This is a genomic window from Mycobacterium sp. ITM-2016-00316 (assembly GCF_002968335.2).
Classification (GTDB): domain Bacteria; phylum Actinomycetota; class Actinomycetes; order Mycobacteriales; family Mycobacteriaceae; genus Mycobacterium.
In genome coordinates this window covers 678510-694949 of record NZ_CP134398.1, presented here as the reverse complement: position 1 = coordinate 694949, position 16440 = coordinate 678510, and the positions used below count along the sequence as shown (strand labels likewise).

Sequence of the window (16440 nt, the reverse complement as noted above, 5' to 3'; positions counted from 1 at the left end):
GTCATCGCTTCCAGGCGGCGAGATCCCACCACGGGCCCCAGCCGACACCGTGCGAATGCGGCTCCAGGATGGGTGCGCTCTGCTGCCAGCCCAGCTCCCGGTAGCCGTACGCGTGGTCGAGGAACACCAGGAACACCTGGGACGGCTCGGCCGCGTAGGTGGCCTGAATCCGGCGGTACAGCTCGTCTTTGGCCGACCCGGACGCCGATGCGCTCGCCTGCTCCAGCAGCGCGTCGAGCCCGGGCGCGGTGAAGTCGCCGGGGTTCGAGTACGGGGATGAGTCCGGCACCCGGGTGTGCAGGGCGTCATAGACCTGCGAGTCGATGCTGTAGGGCGTCGCGCCGCCACCGAGCAGCACCGCGGCATCGACGAAGCGGGTGTCGATCTCATCCCAGCTGCTGCCACGCGGCCGGATATCGATGCCGAGCGGTGTCATCGCCGCGGCGAAGGCGACCGAGATATCGCGCCGCAGGGTGTCCTGGGCGTTGTACAACAGTTCGAATGACGCTCGGACGCCGTCTTTTTCGCGGATCTGATCACCTGCGGCGCGCCAGCCGGCCTCCTCGAGCAGCGCCGTGGCGCGCTCCCGGTCGAATCGGTACTCCGCGGCCGGGTTGTGGGCGTCGCCGTAGACGGCAGCCACGGGCGTGCTGGCCGCCCGGCCGTAGCCGACGAGGACGTCGCGGACCAGCGCCTCGCGGTCCACCCCGATGTTCATCGCCAGCCGTACCTTCGGGTCCGCGGTGAACGGGTTGCCTGCGGGCAGCGACACCCCGCGCCAGTCCGCCGATGCGACGCCGACGGTCTGGATGCCGTCGCGCGCGATGGAGCCGATGAGCCGCGGCGGCAGGCTGGTGCCGTCCGCCGACCCGGCGACCATCGCCTGCGCGCGGGCGTTGTCGTCGGGTGTGTAGGTGTAGACGACGCGCTTGATCCGGGCGGGCTCACCCCAGTAGTCGTCGCGGGCGACCATGACGGCCTGATCCGGGCGCAGGCTTTCCAGCCGGTACGGACCGGTGCCCACCGGCTCGGTGTTCACCGCCCAGTCGGCCGCCGGGGCGGCCTCGACCTTCTCCGACGGCAGGATGCCCAGCAGTAGGTAGGGCCGGGGGTCGGCGGCGGTGTTCAATTCGACGGTGACGGCATCGGGACCATCGGCGCCGACCCGCACGATCGGCGCGATGGAGGTGGCGATCTCGGAGGCGACCGCCGGATCGCGCACCGCGGCGTAGGTGGCCACGATATCGGCCGAGTCGAGTGTGCTGCCGTCGGAGAACCTGACCCCGGAACGCAGCGGCAGCCGCCAGGTGTTGGGGCCGGCCGGTTGCGGGGGTTGGGCTGCCAGTGCCGGAACGAGCTCGGGCAGCGACGTATCGGTGGTCGCGGCCGGCCGGTACAGCCCGTCATAGATCGGGGACACACCGGACTCCGCGTAGCCGTTGACCGGGTTGTAGCCACCGAGCTCGAATCCGTCCGAGAGCACGATCTGGTCGGGGTCGGCGCCATCGGACGGCGCGGCGCAGCCCGCCAGCAGCACGACGGCCAACGCGGCGGCCGGGGTCCTCATGTGTCTATCTGAACACATGAAGTGAATATGTTCAGCCCAAACGTTGCGGCACCGGGCAGGCCTCGTGTGCCTCGGCCACGATGCGGGTGCCCTCGTGCTCGGGCCGAGCGCCGGCCTCGTACTGCGCCCCGGTGATCGGGGCGGCCAATCCGGCGGTCTCCTCATCGGTGAACACCCGGCCACGACTCAGGAATCGCATGCCCTCCGGGGACTCCAGGCTGAACCCACCGCCGCGGCCCGGCACGACGTCGATGACCAGCTGGGTGTGCTTCCAGGCGTCGAACTGCGGGCCGGAGATCCAGACCGGCACACCGTCGCCGACGTCGAGCACCGCCAGCAGGATGTCGCGGTCGCCGACGATGAAGTCCCCGTCCGGGTAACACATCGGCGAGGAACCGTCGCAGCACCCGCCCGACTGATGAAACATCAAGGCCCCGTGGCGGTTCTGCAGCGTACGCAACAGGTCCGCGGCGGCCGCGGTGATCAGGGCTCGGCTGGTCATGTGCCCAGGCTACGCGCACGGTAAGAATTGAGGCATGAGTTCTGACCCGTACCTCTGGCTCGAAGACGTCACCGGCGACGACGCCCTGGACTGGGTGCGCCGGCACAATGAACCGACCCTGGCCGATCTCGGCGACGACGAGTTCGAGGCCATGCGCACCGAGGCGCTGCAGGTGCTCGACACCGACGCCCGCATCCCGTACGTGCGCCGGCGCGGGGAATACCTGTACAACTTCTGGCGCGACGAGGCCAACCCGCGCGGCCTGTGGCAGCGCACCACGCTGGAGAGCTACCGCAGCGACACCCCCGACTGGGATGTGGTGATCGATGTCGACGCGCTGGCGGCCGCCGACGGTGAGAACTGGGTGTGGGCCGGCGCCGATGTCATCGAACCCGACCACGCGCTGGCGCTGATCAGCCTGTCCCGCGGCGGGGCCGACGCGGTGGTGGTGCGGGAATTCGACATGCGCACACGCGAATTCGTGACAGGTGGATTCGAACTACCCGAAGCCAAGACCCAGATCACCTGGGAGGACGCGAACACCGTGCTGGTCGGCACCGACTTCGGCCCGGATTCGCTGACCGATTCCGGCTACGCCCGGCTGGTCAAGCGCTGGCACCGCGGGGACGCCCTGGCCGATGCGACAACGGTGTACGCCGGGGAGCAGGCCGATGTCATCGTCGCGGCCTCGGTGGACCGCACCCCCGGTTTCGAGCGGACCATGATCAGCCGTGCGGTCGACTTCTTCAACGACGAGATCTACGAGCTGCGTGACGAGGAACTGCTGCGCATCGACGCCCCCACCGACGCCAGCGTCTCGGTGCATCACGACTGGCTGCTCATCGAGCTGCGCACCGACTGGGACGGGTATGCCGCCGGCTCACTGCTGGCGGCCAGCTACGCCGAGTTCATCTCGGGCACAAAGAATCTGACCGTGGTGTTCGAGCCGGATGCCCGCACCAGCCTGCACCAGTACTCGTGGACCCGGGACAGGCTCGTCGTGGTCACGCTGGCCGATGTCGCCAGCCGGGTGCAGATCTTCACTCCCGGCGCGTGGACGGCCGCCGAGCTGCCCGGGGTGCCGCCGAACACCAACACGGTGATCGCCGCCGCCGACTCGCACGGCGACGAGATCTTCCTGGATTCAAGCGGTTTCGTCACACCCTCACAGCTGCTGCACGGCACACCGGATGGCCCGGTCACCCAGATCAAGCAGGCGCCCGGTTTCTTCGACGCGGCCGGTATCGAGGTCGCACAGCATTTCGCGACGTCGGCCGACGGCACCCGGATCCCGTACTTCGTGGTCGGCAGGCCGGGCGCGACCGGGCCGACACTGCTGGGCGGGTACGGCGGGTTCGAGGTGTCGCGGACACCGGGATATGACGGGGTGCTGGGCCGGCTGTGGCTGGCCCGCGGCGGCACCTACGTGCTGGCCAACATCCGCGGCGGCGGTGAGTACGGGCCCGGCTGGCACACCCAGGCCATGCGCGCGGGACGCCACCTGGTGGACGAGGATTTCGCCGCGGTGGCACGGGATCTGGTGGCGCGCGGGGTGACCACGGTGGCACGACTGGGCGCACAGGGCGGCAGCAACGGCGGCCTACTGATGGGCATCATGCTGACCCGCTACCCGGACCTGTTCGGCGCCTTGGTGTGCAGCGTGCCGTTGCTGGACATGAAACGGTTCCACCTGCTGCTGGCCGGGGCGTCGTGGGTGGCCGAGTACGGCAACCCCGATGATCCCGACGACTGGGAGTTCATCTCGAAATACTCGCCGTATCAGAATATTTCGGCCGACCGCAGCTATCCGCCGATCCTGATCACCACCTCGACCCGCGATGACCGGGTGCACCCCGGGCACGCCCGCAAGATGACCGCGGCCCTCGAGGAGGCCGGGCATCCGGTGAGCTACTACGAGAACATCGAGGGTGGTCACGGTGGCGCGGCGGACAATTCGCAGGCCGCGTTCCGGTCGGCGCTGATCTACCGCTACCTGTGGCGGACCATCGGCGGTTAGTCCGCCTGGTCCGCGCGCGCCAGGGCGTCGCTGTACTCGGCGAGGTCGAGTTCCTCGGCGGTCACCGTCTTGGTGCCGTTGTACACATCGCGGTCGATCTCGTCGTCGGCGTTGGCGACCAGCATCGCCACGAAGGTATCCCCGTTGACGTTGAGGAAGGTGCGAAAGATTCCGGCGAACCAGTCGACGGCGATCAGCAGGCCGACGGCTTCGAACGGCAGCCCCAGTGAGGTCGCCAGGAACATCGCGACGACCGGAAAGCCGCCGGGGACGGTGATGGTGCCCATGTTGAGCAGGATCGCCAGCGCCATCCCGAGCGCGATTTGACCGAAACTGAGGTTGATGTCGCCGGCCTGGGCCAGGAACATCACCACGATCATGTAGTTCAGGACGGCGCCGTAGGAGCCCATCGTCAGTCCGATGGACAGGGTGAAGTTGGCGACCTTCTGGCTGACGCCCACCTTCTCGACGGCGTTGCGCAGCACGGTCGGGAAGGTGACCGCAGAGCTGGTCGTGGTGATGGCGATGGCGGTCTGTTCGGCGAGCTTCTCCGGCAGCTTCAACGGGCTGAGCCGGGTACGCACCGTGACGACGAGGACGAACAGCGCGAAGAGGATGAGCACCCCGAGCAGCGTGGTGCCGAGATACTTCAGCGCCGTGGTCACCACCGAGAAACCCACGTCACCGGCGAGGGCAGCGAGCAGGCAGAAGACGCCGATCGGCGCGATGTACATCACCAACCGGATCATGGTCAGCACGATCTGCTGGATCTGATCGATGAAGCCGAGCACCGAGTCATCGCCACGGGCGTTGATGTGGCTGCGCAGCGCGATGCCGAACAGCAGCGAGAAGACGATGATGGGGACCATCGTGGCGGTCGACATCGCATTGAAGATGTTGGTCGAGACGAAGTTCAGCAGCGTGTCCTGCCAGCCCAGCGCCTCCCCCGCGGACTCCTGCAGGGCGGGATCGAGTTCCTGGGTGAAGACCATGCCCGCGCCGGGCTGGATCAAGGTGCTCAGCAGCCACGCCAACACCGCCGCCACGAAGGAGAAGCCGAGCATCCATTTGAAGGTGCGGAAGGCGATGCGGCCGGTGCCGGCACCCGTCATCGACGCGGTGGCCACGATGACCGAGGCCACCACCAGCGGCACGATCGACATCTGGATGAGCCGGATGAACATGTCCCCGACGAACTTCAGATTTGCCGCCCACTCGCCGACGAGCAGACCGAATGCGATACCTCCGACGGCCGCGATGCCGATCTGCACGGCGGGGCTGGAAAGAGTCTTCATCGGCACGAAAGTAGTTCGGGCGCACTACCCCCAGGTGTCGTCGCTATTTCACGCGCGTTACCCGCCCAGCACGCCCCGGCCGGCGATGATCGGCAGGTCCAGGAACGTGCGGATGCCCGGCGGGGCCGCACACACCGGGGCGATGGCGTGCACCGCGTGCATCGCGGTGCCCAGACAGCCCTGCTCGGTCTCGTCCTCGCCGCGCACGGCGATGGCCGATCGCAGTTCCATCGACGGGTTGCCCTCGACGGTGACGTGCCAGCCCCGTCCGGTCGGCCAGTCCGGCGCCTGATCGTCACCGAGGCGGGTGATGTGCTCGATGGTCAGGGCCCGGCGGCCGTTGACCACCGCGGTGTAGGAGAAGCGTTGCGCGGAAACGGTTCCCGCCTCGATGCGGCCGGCCTTGACGTCGAAGGGGTCGGCCGCCACGGCGAGCTCCCGGTCAAACAGGAAATCGTCGATCGTGGCGCCCAGACCGTCGGCGAGCAGCATCAGCGGGGCCCGGAAGGTCATCCCGGCCAACAGCGGGTCGGCCATCGGGACCGGTTCGTCGGGACGTCGGCCGAAGCCCATGACATCGAACATCATCTCGGCGCTGTCGTAGGTGCTGTAGTCGAGCAGTTCCTGCACCAGCAGCGTGTCGATGCGCTGGAAGAGCCCGGACATGGTCAGCGGCAGAACCTCTGCGGCCCAGCCTGGTTCGATCCCGGTGCCATGAAAGGAAGCCTTGCCTGCGGCGCAGGCTTCGGTCAGCCTGGCCAGTACGCGGCGGCCCATGGCAGCGGGGTAGATCAGTGCGGTGACGGCGGTGGAGATCACGTTCTTGCCCGAGGCCAACAACCGGCAGATGTCGCCGACGGCGCCAAGCGGGTTCATCTCGCCCTGCGGCATGTAGAGCACACAATCGGCGTCGGCCGCGACGATCTCGTCGGGGTCGTCGGTGGCCCTGACCCCGATATCGCCGATACCGCAGATCTCACCGACATCACGGCCGGCCTTGCCCGCGCTGTAGACGTATGCGCCGACAAGTTCCAGGTCAGGATGGCTGTGTACGGCGGCAGCCGACTGCTTGCCGACCGATCCGGTGGCCCACTGAATGACGCGCAGCATGTTGGCTGACGCTACTGTAACCACGACGGTAATTTGCCCAATCGCGGGAACGCCAGCGCGGTTATGCTGACGCCGATGTCCGGATTCTCGGTGTTCAAACGCTATCTCGCCATCCAGGCCATGACGCTGGTCTGCGGGATCGTCGGGCCGATTTTCCTGTTCACCTACTTCGCCGCCCAACCGGATCCCACCATCAGATGGATGTACTGGGCCGGCCTGTTCATCACGGCCGCCGATGTGCTCATCGCGTTGGCGATCACGTCGGCGGTCACCAGCGCCGAGCCGGTGCAGAAACTTCGCCACCGCATGCGCAACCACGACCGATAGCCATCACCCCCCGCGTACGCTCCCCCCATGAGCCGGCTATCGAGCGTGGACGCAGCATTCTGGTTCGCCGAAACCGGTGGCTGGCACATGCACATCGGGGCATGTGCGGTGTGCGACCCGACCGACGCGCCGGACTTCAGCTTCGAACGCGTCCGCGAACTCGTCGCCAGCCGGTTGCCCGAACTTCCCCAGTTGCGCTGGCGTGTGACGGGTGCGCCGATGGGGATGGACCGCCCGTGGTTCGTCGAGGACGACGACCTCGACATCGACTTTCACATCCGGCGGATCGCGGTCCCGGCGCCCGGCGGCCGCAAGGAGTTCGACGAACTCGCCGGCCGGCTGATGTCCTACAAACTCGACCGGTCCAAACCGCTGTGGGAACTGTGGTGGATCGAGGGCCTCAAGAATGGCCGCGTCGCGATCATCACCAAGATGCACCACGCCGTCGTCGACGGCGTCTCCGGCGCCGGACTCACCGAGATCCTCTTCGACGTGACCCGCGAACCGCGCCCACCCGCCGTCGACGTCGACCGCTCCCTCGTCGGCGTCGGTCTGCCGCGGCCCGAGGTTCGGTTCATCAACGGACTGATCAACCTCGGCGTCAAGACGCCCTACCGGATCGCCCGGCTCATCGAGCAGACGGTGCGCCAGCAGATCGCGGTGCGCGGGATCGACAACAAGCCGCCGCGTTATTTCGATGGGCCGACAGTGCGATTCAACGCCCCGATCTCGCCGCACCGCAGGGTGGCGGGGGCGCGGGTGCCGCTGGAGCGGGTCAAGGCGGTGAAGGAGGCATTCGGGGTCAAGCTCAACGATGTCGTGCTCGCACTGGTGTCCGGCGCCATGCGCGAATACCTCAAGGAGCGCAACGAGTTGCCGGAGAAGTCACTGGTTTCCCAGGTGCCGGTGTCCACCCGGTCGGAATCCGATAACGGTGTGGGCAACCAGGTCTCGGCCATGACCGTGGTGCTCGCCAGCGATATCGCCGACCCGGCCCGACGCATCAAGGCCATCTACGCCTACACCCAGGGCGCCAAGGAGATGGCCAAGGCGCTGACCGCGAACCAGATCATGGGTTACACCGAGACCACGCCGCCGGGCCTGCTCGCGCTGGCATCGCGGGCCTACGCGGCCAGTGGGATCGGCAGCTCGATCGCCCCGATGAACGTCGTGATCAGCAATGTGCCCGGCCCGGACTTCCCGCTGTATCTCGGCGGTGCGAAGGTCGAGAGCCTGATGCCGCTCGGCCCGCTGCTCTTCGATGTGGCGCTCAACGTCACGTGCTTCAGCTACTGCGGTTCGGTCGACTTCGGCTTCATCACCACACCCGAGGTGGCGGCGGACATCCACAAGATGGCCGACCTTATCGAACCCGCGCTCTTCGACCTGGAGGTGGCCGCCGGCCTTGCCGTCAGCGACGTGAAACGGGTGCCGCCGCGCGGGCGGCGCTGACCGGTCAGCGCTTGCGGGTGACGGGGACTTCTTCCTGACGTGACCCGCCCAGCCCGCTGAGCAGCGACACGATCACCCCGATGATCACCATGCCGCCGCCGACGGTCAGGGTGAGGTTCAGCCACATGTGCATGCTGTTGATCGCGTGGGCGACCATCACATCGGCGATGGCGTGAATGTTGCCGGTGGTCCGGTTCAGCGCATCGTCGATGTGGCCGCGGCCGATCTCGATACCGGCCCAGCCGGCCGCACCGACCAGCAGTGCCGAAACTCCCAGCGCGGCAAACATTCTGCCGCGCTTGCGGGACGCCGTGAGGGTAAGTAGGGCGAATACGACGGCAAGTACCGCCACCCCGACGCTGACCCACGGGCCCCACAACGCGACGGGCCGCAACTGGCCCGGCCGCAGACCGCCGGATTCGTTCTCGGTCACCGGAACCTGCAGGCTCGTCGGCACCTGGACGCCGAACCCGTCCAGCGTCTGCCGGATGGAACTGTCGGCCAGCATCGGCGACAGGTCCACCACCCACCGGCCCTGCGCGTCGTTGGTGAACAGCCAGCGATGCGCCACCCGGTTGACGGCGGCGAACTGCCCCGGGAAGACCGGGCTACCGGTGTAGGAGTTGGCGGCCGCACCCAGCAGGGTGGCCTGCACGCCCGAGGCTCCGGTGGCACTAGAGACCTGGGCGGTCAGCTCGGCGGCCATCGGCTGCTGCAGGGCCGGACTCCTGGCCGCGCCCGCCGCCAGGTCCGAGTACCCGTCCACGCTGACGATGTTGTGCTGCGTCCACAGCGCGGGCACGGTGACGGCCAGCAGCGCCGTCGTCACCACCCAGAGCAGGAGCGCCAGCAGCGAACGCATGGCACCCCTCTCTGTGTCAGTCCGAAAGCGCGCGGCCCACGATCATCGGATCGGGCTGGCCGATCACCTCGTAGTCCTTGTTGTCGTAGTCGAACTTACTCAGCACATGGCGCATCGCGTTGATCCGGGCGCGTTTCTTGTCGTTGCTTTTCACGACGGTCCACGGCGCGGTCTCGGTGTCGGTCCAGGCGAACATGTCTTCCTTGGCCGCGGTGTAGTCGTCCCACTTGTCCAGCGACGCCAGGTCGGTGGGCGAGAGTTTCCACTGCCGGACCGGGTCGACCTGACGGATGGTGAAACGGGTGCGCTGTTCGTTCTGGGTCACCGAGAACCACAGCTTGGTCAGGCTGATGCCGTCGTTGACCAGCATCTGCTCGAACAGCGGGGCCTGGCGGATGAACTCGGCGTGCTGCTTGGGTGTGCAGTAACCCATCACCCGTTCGACGCCGGCCCGGTTGTACCAGGACCGGTCGAACAACACGATCTCCCCGGCGGCGGGCAGGTGCTCCACATACCGCTGGAAGTACCACTGGGTGCGTTCCTTCTCGGTCGGCTTCTCCAGTGCGACCACCCGCGCCCCGCGCGGGTTGAGATGCTCCATGAACCGCTTAATGGTGCCGCCCTTGCCCGCGGCGTCACGCCCCTCGAACACGATGACGTGCCGTAGGCCGTTGGCCTGGCTCCACTTCTGCAACTTGAGCAGTTCGATCTGCAGCAGGCGCTTCTGCTCTTCGTACTCGATGCGCTTCATGCGCTCGCCGTACGGGTAGTTCTCCCGCCAGGTATCGACGACATCGCCGCCGGGCATCAACAGCAGTTCGGGATCGTCGTCGTCATCGTCACGGACGGCGTAGCGGGAAAGATCCAGGGTCACCGGCCGAAGCTATCCACCCGGACGTACGAGACGGTGACGTCCGGGTGAACAGCAGGTGGTCTACTTGGCTTCGCGCCTGGGCCGCGACAGCGCCATTTTGGTCATCATCTTGTTCATCCGGGCCAGCGCCTTGAGCGAGTTGTTGTAGTAGTTGCCTCCGGCACCGACGCTCAGCCGCGGCACCACCACGGTCTCCTGCCGGCAGTACTTGCGCACACCGTCGACACCGCCGAAGCGTGCGCCGATCCCGGAGGTCTTCCAGCCGCCCATCGGGGCGGTGGTGCACATCAGGTTGGAAATCACGTCGTTGACGTTGACGGCACCGCAATCCAGCTGCAGCGCAATGTCCTTGGCGCGCTCGACATCCTTGGAGAACACCGCCGCACTCAGCCCGTACGGGCTGTCGTTTGCCAGCCGCACGGCCTCACCGACGGAGGACACCTTCATGATGGGCAGCGTGGGACCGAAGGTCTCCTCGGTCATACACGCCATCGAGTGGTCGACATCGACGAGGACCGTGGGCGGGTAGAAACTGCCCGCACCCTCGGAGCGCTTGCCGCCGGTCAGCGCTCTGGCACCCTTGGCCAGGGCATCGTCGACATGCCTGGCGGTGACGGCCACCTGGGACTCATCGATCAGGGCGCCGAAGTCGTAGCCCTCTCCCGAACCCACCTTCAGGTTCTGCACCGCCTTCACCACCGCGGCGACGAACGCGTCGTAGACCTGCTCCATTACGTAGACCCGCTCAACGGACACACAGGTCTGGCCCGCGTTGAACATCGCGCCCCACACCGCGGCATTGGCGGCAAGTTCCACATCGGCGTCGTCGAGCACGATCATCGGGTCTTTGCCACCGAGTTCCAGGCTGACCGGGGTGAGCCGGCGCGCGGCACGCTCCATCACCTTCACACCGGTCGCCGACGATCCGGTGAACTGGATGTAGTCGGAGTTGTCGATGACGGCCTCGGATACTTCACGCGCCCCCTGGGCCAGGGCCAGCACCTCGGGGGCACCCGAATCCAGCCAGCCGCGCAGCAACACCTCGGCGGTCAGCGGGGTGCGCTCGGACGGTTTGAGCAGCACCGCGGCGCCGGCGGCCAGCGCGCCGATGGCGTCCATCATCGCGTTGGCGACGGGGTAGTTCCACGGCGCGATGATCCCGACGACCGCACGCGGGCGGTAGTGCACGGCGATTTTCTTGATGGACAGGAACGGCAGCGGTGCCGGTCGGCTGTCCGGTGCCATCGCCTTCTCGACCGTCTTGATGTAGTAGGACAGGATCATGATCAGCAGCGGCACCTCTTGGGCCGCGTCGGTGGCCGACTTGCCGGTTTCGGCGATCAGCAACCGCTCGATCTCGTCGCGGTGGTCGCCCAGCCAGACGGCGTAGCGGGCGAGCACCTTGGCGCGGCCCTTGGCGCCGCGGGCCTCCCATTCGCGCTGCGCCTCGCGCAGCCCGGCGGCGATCTGGGGTACATCGGCGGGGTTGGTCCAGCGCACCTCGCCGGCCACCGCGCCGGTGGCGGGGTTGAGGATGGTCGACACGTCGGAACGGTCTGCTGTGGCAGTCATGGAGCCATGTTAAACCGGGGCTGTGACGTAGCTCGCACCGGGGTTGACACCTGTCAAGTCGAGGCCAGCGTGCCCTTGAGGTACGCGGCCTGCCCGAGGTGCTGTGCGCTGTCGTCGACGATGCTGACCAGCCGCACGCTCGCCGTCACCGGCGGATCCCAGTTGTCGTCGACGATGCGCTTCAACTCGGCGTCGTCGATCGACGCGATGTACTCCAACGTCACTTTGTGCACCGCGCGGTAGTAGCCGGCAAGCAGGTCGGCCGGGGCACGCACCTTGGCCACCTCATCGGGCGTGTGCCCGTACCCCATGTCATTGCCCGGCAGGTCCAGCCCGAAGCGTTCCCGCCACCCGTCCCGGATCCATACCTGCTCGGTGCCGGCGATATCGGCGAGCTGGATATCGTGCTGACGGGCGCTGTGCCAGATCAGCCAGGCAACGCTGTTCGCACCGGCCACCGGCTGCCACCACGACACCTCGTCGGACAGCCCGTCGGTCAGCTCCTCGACATGCTCGATGAGTCTGGTGAAGGCGTCCCGAAGCAGTTCCCTGGCTGCGTCACTCATAGTCGCCAACGTACCCACCCGGGCGCGCCCTCACGCCGCCCCGTGAAAGACCGCCTCCACGTTGTTGCCGTCCGGGTCCCGGACGAACGCCCCGAAGTAACCCGGGTGATATTCGGGCCACAGCCGCGGCGCATGCAGGGATTCCGCACCCACTTCCAACGCGGCGTCATAGAACGCCCGCACCGCGTCGGTGTCCGCGGCGTGGAACGCGAAATGCGTCTCACGGTTCGGGCCGGCCGCCTCGCCCGCGCTCATATCCGCGATCCAGAAGTCCGGTTTGCCGTCGACGCCGTAGCCGATGGCGACCGGGAAATCCATCTGCCGGGTGAACCCCAGCACGCCGAGGACCCTGTCGTAAAAGGCCTTCGACTTCTCCCAATCCGCACAGTTGATTCCGAAGTGATCTATCACACCGTGACCGTACATTCGGGGTATGACATATGAGCTCGTGATCCGGGGCGGCACCATCGTCGACGGACTCGGTGGCGATCCGTACGTCGGGGACGTCGCGATCTCCGACGGGGTGATCACCGCCGTAGGCACCGTCGACGGCACGGCCGAGCGGGAGATCGACGCGACCGGACTGCTCGTCACGCCCGGCTTCGTGGACCTGCACACCCATTACGACGGCCAGGCGATCTGGAGCGACCGCATGACACCGTCATCGGCGCACGGGGTGACCACCGCCGTGATGGGCAACTGCGGCGTCGGCTTCGCGCCGTGCCGGCCCGAGGACCACGACACCCTGGTCGACGTAATGGCCGGAGTCGAGGACATCCCCGGTGTCGTGATGGTCGACGGCCTGCCGTGGACATGGGAGACCTTCCCGGAGTTCCTCGACGCCCTCGACAGCCGCCGCCGCGATATCGATGTCGCGGCCTTCCTGCCGCACTCCCCGCTGCGGGTGTACGTCATGGGCCGGCGCGGCGTCGACCGTGAACTGCCCACCACCGAAGACCTCGCGCTGATGCGCAAGCTGGCCGAGGAAGCCGTCCGGGCCGGCGCCCTCGGTTTCGCGTCGTCGCGGCTGACATTGCACAAAACCGCGGGCGGACAACCGATTCCGAGCTACGAGGCCGAATACGCCGAGATCGAGGCGATTGCCCGCGGGGTCGACGACGCCGGTGGCGGGCTGCTGCAGTTCGTGCCCGACCTGATGGCCGGTGACTACGAAGGGGCGCTGAAGGCGGTGTTCGACGTCGCCTCCGAGGTGGGTCTGCCCGTGACGTTCACCCTCGCGATCGGCAACGCCGGTCCACCGATCCACCTCGATGCGCTCCGGATGGTGGAGAAGGCCAACGCGGACGGTGGTGACGTCACCGGGCAGATCTTCCCTCGCCCGATCGGGCTGGTATTGGGCCTGGACCTGTCCGGCAACCCGTTCGTCATGTACCCCTCCTACCGGGCGATCGCCGATCTGCCGCTCGCCGAACGCGTGGCCGAGATGCGCAAATCCGAGGTGCGGGAACGTATTCTGACCGACACACCGGCCAGTGACGGGCATCCGCTGATGTTCGCTGCGCAGGCCTGGGACTACATGTACCCGCTCGGCGATCCGCCGAACTACGAACCGGCGGCCGAGGATTCGATCGGTGCGCGGGCCCGGGCCCGCAACGTCAGCCCACTGGAGGAGGCCTACGATCGTCTGCTCGACGATGACGGTCACGCCATGCTGTTGGTGACGCTGGCCAATTTCCGCGACCACTCGCTGGATACCGTGGCCGAGTTGATCCAGCGCGACGACGTCGTACTGGGCCTCGGCGATGGCGGCGCCCATTACGGAATGATCTGTGATGCAAGCTTCCCCACGTACATGCTGACGCACTGGGTGCGCGACCGCCCGGCGGGGCGGCTGCCGTTGCCGCGAGTGATCAAGGAGCTGACCTCGGTGCCCGCCCGGATCGCCGGGATGGCCGACCGCGGACAGCTGACCGCCGGATACAAGGCCGACGTCAACATCATCGACGCCGCCGCGATGCGCCTGCACCGGCCGACGGTGCAGGCCGACCTGCCCGCCGGGGGCCGCCGGCTCGATCAGCGGGCCGACGGCTATGTCGCCACGATCGTGTCCGGCGAGATCATCGCCGAGAACGGGGTGCCCACCGAGGCGCGGCCGGGACGGCTGGTGCGCGGTCGCCAGGCAGCGCCCACCTCGTGAGCCGCGTCGCACCGCTCACTCCCCCGTGGAGCGAGCAGGACACCGCGGGCATCATCAGCTGGGGTCATCCCGACCGCACCTATGAGCCATTGCTCCTGGTGCGCGTGCTGCAGCGCCATCCGACGCTGGCGGCCAGGCTGCGCAAGCTCGGAGAGGCGCTGTACGTCGACGCGCTGCTGCCGCCACGGGTACGCACCATTGCCATCCTGCGGATCTGCGCGTTGGTCGGTTGCGGGTACGAGTGGGGCGGCCAGGCGGCGTTCTGGGGTCCGATCGCCGGGGTGTCCGACGCCGAGTGCGACGCGTTGGTCACCGGCGCGGTGGTCGAGTGGTCCGCCGACGAGCGGGTGCTGATCGCCGCCGTCGACGAGCTCGAAGGGTCCGGTTCGTGGTCGACGGCCACCTGGAACGCGTTGGGCGACAGCCTCTCCGACGAACAGCGCCTCCAGTTGCTGATCGCGGTGGGCTGGTACCGGACCATCTGCACCCTGTGCAACGGTCTGGAACTGCCCGTCGAGGGCTGGATGCGGCCCTGGCCGTCAGCCGGCTGAGGACGCGCGCTTGAGCGCGGGATGCTGTTTGACCAGCAGGGGCAGCAGCAGCCGCTTCGGGATCAGCTGAAAGAGCCGGGTGGACACCTGATTGGCCAGGCCTGGGATGACGCTGCCGCGATCGTCGGCGAGGGCATCGATCCCGGCCTTGGCCACCTCACGCGCGCGCACCCACATGAATTTCGGGAAGGCGTCCGCGAATTCGCGTTCGTCCATTCCGGCGGCCGCGATGAACTCGGTGCGCACCGGGCCGGGGTTCAGTGTCGCCACGGTGACACCGGTGCCGGCCAACTCGGCGCGCAGCCCGTCGGTGTAGGACCGGACGAACGCCTTGGTCGCCGCGTAGCCGGCCTGCCCGGGGAAGGGCTGGAACCCCGCGGTCGAGCCGACGTTGAGGATGGCGCCACGACCGCGCGGGACCATCAGCTGCACGGCGCGCGTCGTCAGGTCGATGACGGCCTCCACGTTGACCCGGATCTGGGCGATCTCGTCGGCCACGTCCGCGTCCTTGACCGCGCCCATGGTGCCGATGCCGGCGTTGTTGACCAGGATTTCGGCCTGCAGTCCGCGTCGCTCGACCTCGTCGAGCAGTCCGGCGCGAGCATCGGGATCGGAGACATCGCAGGCGATGACCTCGACCCGGGCCGATCCGGCCAGTTCGGCGGCCAGCTCGCGCAGCTTGTCCTCACGCCGCGCGACCAGGGTGACCCCATATCCGCGGGAAACGAGCTCACGGGCGATATCGGCGCCGATACCCGCCGATGCTCCGGTGATGACGGCGGTGGTGGTGGGTGACGGGGCGGGAAGTGGCATGCTTCGTTAACTCCGCCCGGCGTCGTTATTGTTCCTCCCATGAGCGTGAAGGTGGATCTGGACAAGCTCGGGCAGACTCTTGCCGATTTCCCATTGGGCTATCTGATCACCGTCGGCGACGACTTCCGGGCCCACACGGTGGCGGTGGCTCCGGTCTTGGAGGGCGGTGCGTTCACCATCGGCCCGGTCGGCAACACCACTGCGCGCAACGCCGCCGCACACGAGGCCGTCACCGTGCTCTGGCCGCCGCGGGAACCGACCGGCTACTCGCTGATCGTCGACGGCACCGCCGAGGTCACCGAGGGCGGTGTACGCCTGACCCCGAGTCGCGCGGTGTTGCACCGCAGCGCCATCGAGCCGGGCGAGGGCACCGACCCCGCCGGTCTGCACGACTGCCTCCCGCTGAAAGGCTGACCGGACCTCCCCGAGTTATCCACAGGTTGGCGACCGGGTCTGTCGTCGGCCTCTTCTCGTGCGCTGCAATTGAGCGGTGGCAGGCATGGCGCACATCCTGGCGGCGAATGGCGGGGTGGTGTCCACCGCACAGCTGCGTGCCGCCGGGATGTCGGCACGGGGTTGGCTGCAGGTGCGGCGCGGCTGGTATGCCGCGCAGTCCGCCGACCCACAGGTGGTCCGCGCGGTCTCAGCCGGAGGTGTGCTGAGTTGTGTCTCAGCGCTGCGCCTGCATCGAGTCTGGGTTCCCGACTCCGCGCTGCACGTCCGGTACCCGTCGCGGGCACGTCGGTCGCGTGTGGGGGTTCGCTCCTGCCATCC

Annotated in this window: 16 protein-coding genes; 6 read left to right on the top strand and 10 right to left on the bottom strand. The window is 67.7% G+C overall.

All coding sequences use genetic code 11. The features are described from left to right. Position 1: 1 nt before the first annotated feature. Positions 2–1567, bottom strand: a complete 1566-nt coding sequence (locus C6A86_RS03270; RefSeq protein ID WP_311101027.1) for an ABC transporter substrate-binding protein — start codon at positions 1565–1567, stop codon at positions 2–4. 31 nt (positions 1568–1598) lie between these two features. After that, positions 1599–2069 (bottom strand): DUF779 domain-containing protein, encoded by a 471-nt coding sequence (locus C6A86_RS03265; RefSeq protein WP_105362961.1) that lies wholly within the window; start codon positions 2067–2069, stop codon positions 1599–1601. 34 nt (positions 2070–2103) lie between these two features. On the opposite strand from C6A86_RS03265, the gene C6A86_RS03260 reads away from it, so the two are divergent. Beyond that, complete coding sequence (locus C6A86_RS03260; protein ID WP_105362962.1) at positions 2104–4086, top strand: prolyl oligopeptidase family protein; 1983 nt, start codon at positions 2104–2106, stop codon at positions 4084–4086. Here C6A86_RS03260 and C6A86_RS03255 read toward each other — a convergent pair. Continuing rightward, positions 4083–5381, bottom strand: coding sequence for a dicarboxylate/amino acid:cation symporter (locus tag C6A86_RS03255; protein WP_105362975.1), 1299 nt, complete (start codon positions 5379–5381; stop codon positions 4083–4085). The genes C6A86_RS03260 and C6A86_RS03255 overlap by 4 nt on opposite strands. Positions 5382–5438: 57 nt before the next feature. Continuing rightward, positions 5439–6491 (bottom strand): dihydrodipicolinate reductase, encoded by a 1053-nt coding sequence (locus C6A86_RS03250; RefSeq protein WP_105362963.1) that lies wholly within the window; start codon positions 6489–6491, stop codon positions 5439–5441. A 75-nt stretch (positions 6492–6566) separates the two neighbouring features. Here C6A86_RS03250 and C6A86_RS03245 point away from each other — a divergent pair, with 75 nt between their 5' ends. Beyond that, a complete protein-coding gene (locus C6A86_RS03245) occupies positions 6567–6818 on the top strand; it encodes a hypothetical protein (RefSeq protein ID WP_105362976.1) in 252 nt (83 codons plus the stop codon). Between the two features lie 27 nt (positions 6819–6845). Next, positions 6846–8270 (top strand): wax ester/triacylglycerol synthase family O-acyltransferase, encoded by a 1425-nt coding sequence (locus C6A86_RS03240; RefSeq protein ID WP_105362964.1) that lies wholly within the window; start codon positions 6846–6848, stop codon positions 8268–8270. A 4-nt stretch (positions 8271–8274) separates the two neighbouring features. On the opposite strand, the gene C6A86_RS03235 is transcribed toward C6A86_RS03240, so the two are convergent. Genes C6A86_RS03235 through C6A86_RS03215 form a run of 5 tightly spaced genes read right to left on the bottom strand, consistent with a single transcriptional unit; the run spans position 8275 to position 12555 of the window. Then, positions 8275–9132 carry a hypothetical protein gene (locus C6A86_RS03235; RefSeq protein ID WP_105362965.1) on the bottom strand — a complete coding sequence of 286 codons (858 nt, stop codon included), beginning with the start codon at positions 9130–9132 and terminating at the stop codon, positions 8275–8277. A gap of 16 nt (positions 9133–9148) precedes the next feature. Next, complete coding sequence (gene ppk2 / locus C6A86_RS03230) at positions 9149–10006, bottom strand: polyphosphate kinase 2 (RefSeq protein WP_105362966.1); 858 nt, start codon at positions 10004–10006, stop codon at positions 9149–9151. 60 nt (positions 10007–10066) lie between these two features. Continuing rightward, positions 10067–11578, bottom strand: a complete 1512-nt coding sequence (locus C6A86_RS03225) for an aldehyde dehydrogenase family protein (RefSeq protein ID WP_105362967.1) — start codon at positions 11576–11578, stop codon at positions 10067–10069. Between the two features lie 53 nt (positions 11579–11631). Next, complete coding sequence (locus C6A86_RS03220; protein ID WP_396834656.1) at positions 11632–12144, bottom strand: mycothiol transferase; 513 nt, start codon at positions 12142–12144, stop codon at positions 11632–11634. Positions 12145–12174: 30 nt separating this feature from the next. Next, complete coding sequence (locus tag C6A86_RS03215; protein WP_105362978.1) at positions 12175–12555, bottom strand: VOC family protein; 381 nt, start codon at positions 12553–12555, stop codon at positions 12175–12177. A 22-nt stretch (positions 12556–12577) separates the two neighbouring features. Between C6A86_RS03215 and C6A86_RS03210 the strand changes: the two genes are divergently transcribed. Together C6A86_RS03210 and C6A86_RS03205 are read left to right on the top strand one after the other, a co-directional pair. Beyond that, positions 12578–14302 carry an amidohydrolase family protein gene (locus tag C6A86_RS03210; protein WP_105362968.1) on the top strand — a complete coding sequence of 575 codons (1725 nt, stop codon included), beginning with the start codon at positions 12578–12580 and terminating at the stop codon, positions 14300–14302. Further along, a complete protein-coding gene (locus tag C6A86_RS03205) occupies positions 14299–14853 on the top strand; it encodes a carboxymuconolactone decarboxylase family protein (protein WP_311101026.1) in 555 nt (184 codons plus the stop codon). Before C6A86_RS03210 ends, C6A86_RS03205 begins: the two co-directional genes overlap by 4 nt. Here C6A86_RS03205 and C6A86_RS03200 read toward each other — a convergent pair. Further along, the gene (locus C6A86_RS03200) at positions 14842–15666 is read right to left on the bottom strand and encodes an SDR family oxidoreductase (RefSeq protein WP_105362970.1); all 825 of its coding nucleotides are present in this window, start codon (positions 15664–15666) and stop codon (positions 14842–14844) included. The two genes, C6A86_RS03205 and C6A86_RS03200, sit on opposite strands and share 12 nt — an antisense overlap. Positions 15667–15705: 39 nt before the next feature. On the opposite strand from C6A86_RS03200, the gene C6A86_RS03195 reads away from it, so the two are divergent. Next, a complete protein-coding gene (locus tag C6A86_RS03195) occupies positions 15706–16080 on the top strand; it encodes a hypothetical protein (RefSeq protein ID WP_105362971.1) in 375 nt (124 codons plus the stop codon). The last annotated feature ends 360 nt before the right edge of the window (positions 16081–16440 follow it).

Bases quoted from the DNA above. Each gene is read 5' to 3' on its own strand.
- C6A86_RS03265 (WP_105362961.1), bottom strand. From the start codon at position 2,069: ATGACCAGCCGAGCCCTGATCACCGCGGCCGCCGCGGACCTGTTGCGT.
- C6A86_RS03210 (WP_105362968.1), top strand. From the start codon at position 12,578: ATGACATATGAGCTCGTGATCCGGGGCGGCACCATCGTCGACGGACTC.
- C6A86_RS03225 (WP_105362967.1), bottom strand. From the start codon at position 11,578: ATGACTGCCACAGCAGACCGTTCCGACGTGTCGACCATCCTCAACCCC.
- C6A86_RS03220 (WP_396834656.1), bottom strand. From the start codon at position 12,144: ATGAGTGACGCAGCCAGGGAACTGCTTCGGGACGCCTTCACCAGACTC.
- C6A86_RS03200 (WP_105362970.1), bottom strand. From the start codon at position 15,666: ATGCCACTTCCCGCCCCGTCACCCACCACCACCGCCGTCATCACCGGA.
- C6A86_RS03255 (WP_105362975.1), bottom strand. From the start codon at position 5,381: ATGAAGACTCTTTCCAGCCCCGCCGTGCAGATCGGCATCGCGGCCGTC.
- C6A86_RS03270 (WP_311101027.1), bottom strand. From the start codon at position 1,567: ATGAGGACCCCGGCCGCCGCGTTGGCCGTCGTGCTGCTGGCGGGCTGC.
- C6A86_RS03195 (WP_105362971.1), top strand. From the start codon at position 15,706: ATGAGCGTGAAGGTGGATCTGGACAAGCTCGGGCAGACTCTTGCCGAT.
- C6A86_RS03240 (WP_105362964.1), top strand. From the start codon at position 6,846: ATGAGCCGGCTATCGAGCGTGGACGCAGCATTCTGGTTCGCCGAAACC.
- C6A86_RS03260 (WP_105362962.1), top strand. From the start codon at position 2,104: ATGAGTTCTGACCCGTACCTCTGGCTCGAAGACGTCACCGGCGACGAC.
- C6A86_RS03235 (WP_105362965.1), bottom strand. From the start codon at position 9,132: ATGCGTTCGCTGCTGGCGCTCCTGCTCTGGGTGGTGACGACGGCGCTG.
- C6A86_RS03245 (WP_105362976.1), top strand. From the start codon at position 6,567: ATGTCCGGATTCTCGGTGTTCAAACGCTATCTCGCCATCCAGGCCATG.
- C6A86_RS03250 (WP_105362963.1), bottom strand. From the start codon at position 6,491: ATGCTGCGCGTCATTCAGTGGGCCACCGGATCGGTCGGCAAGCAGTCG.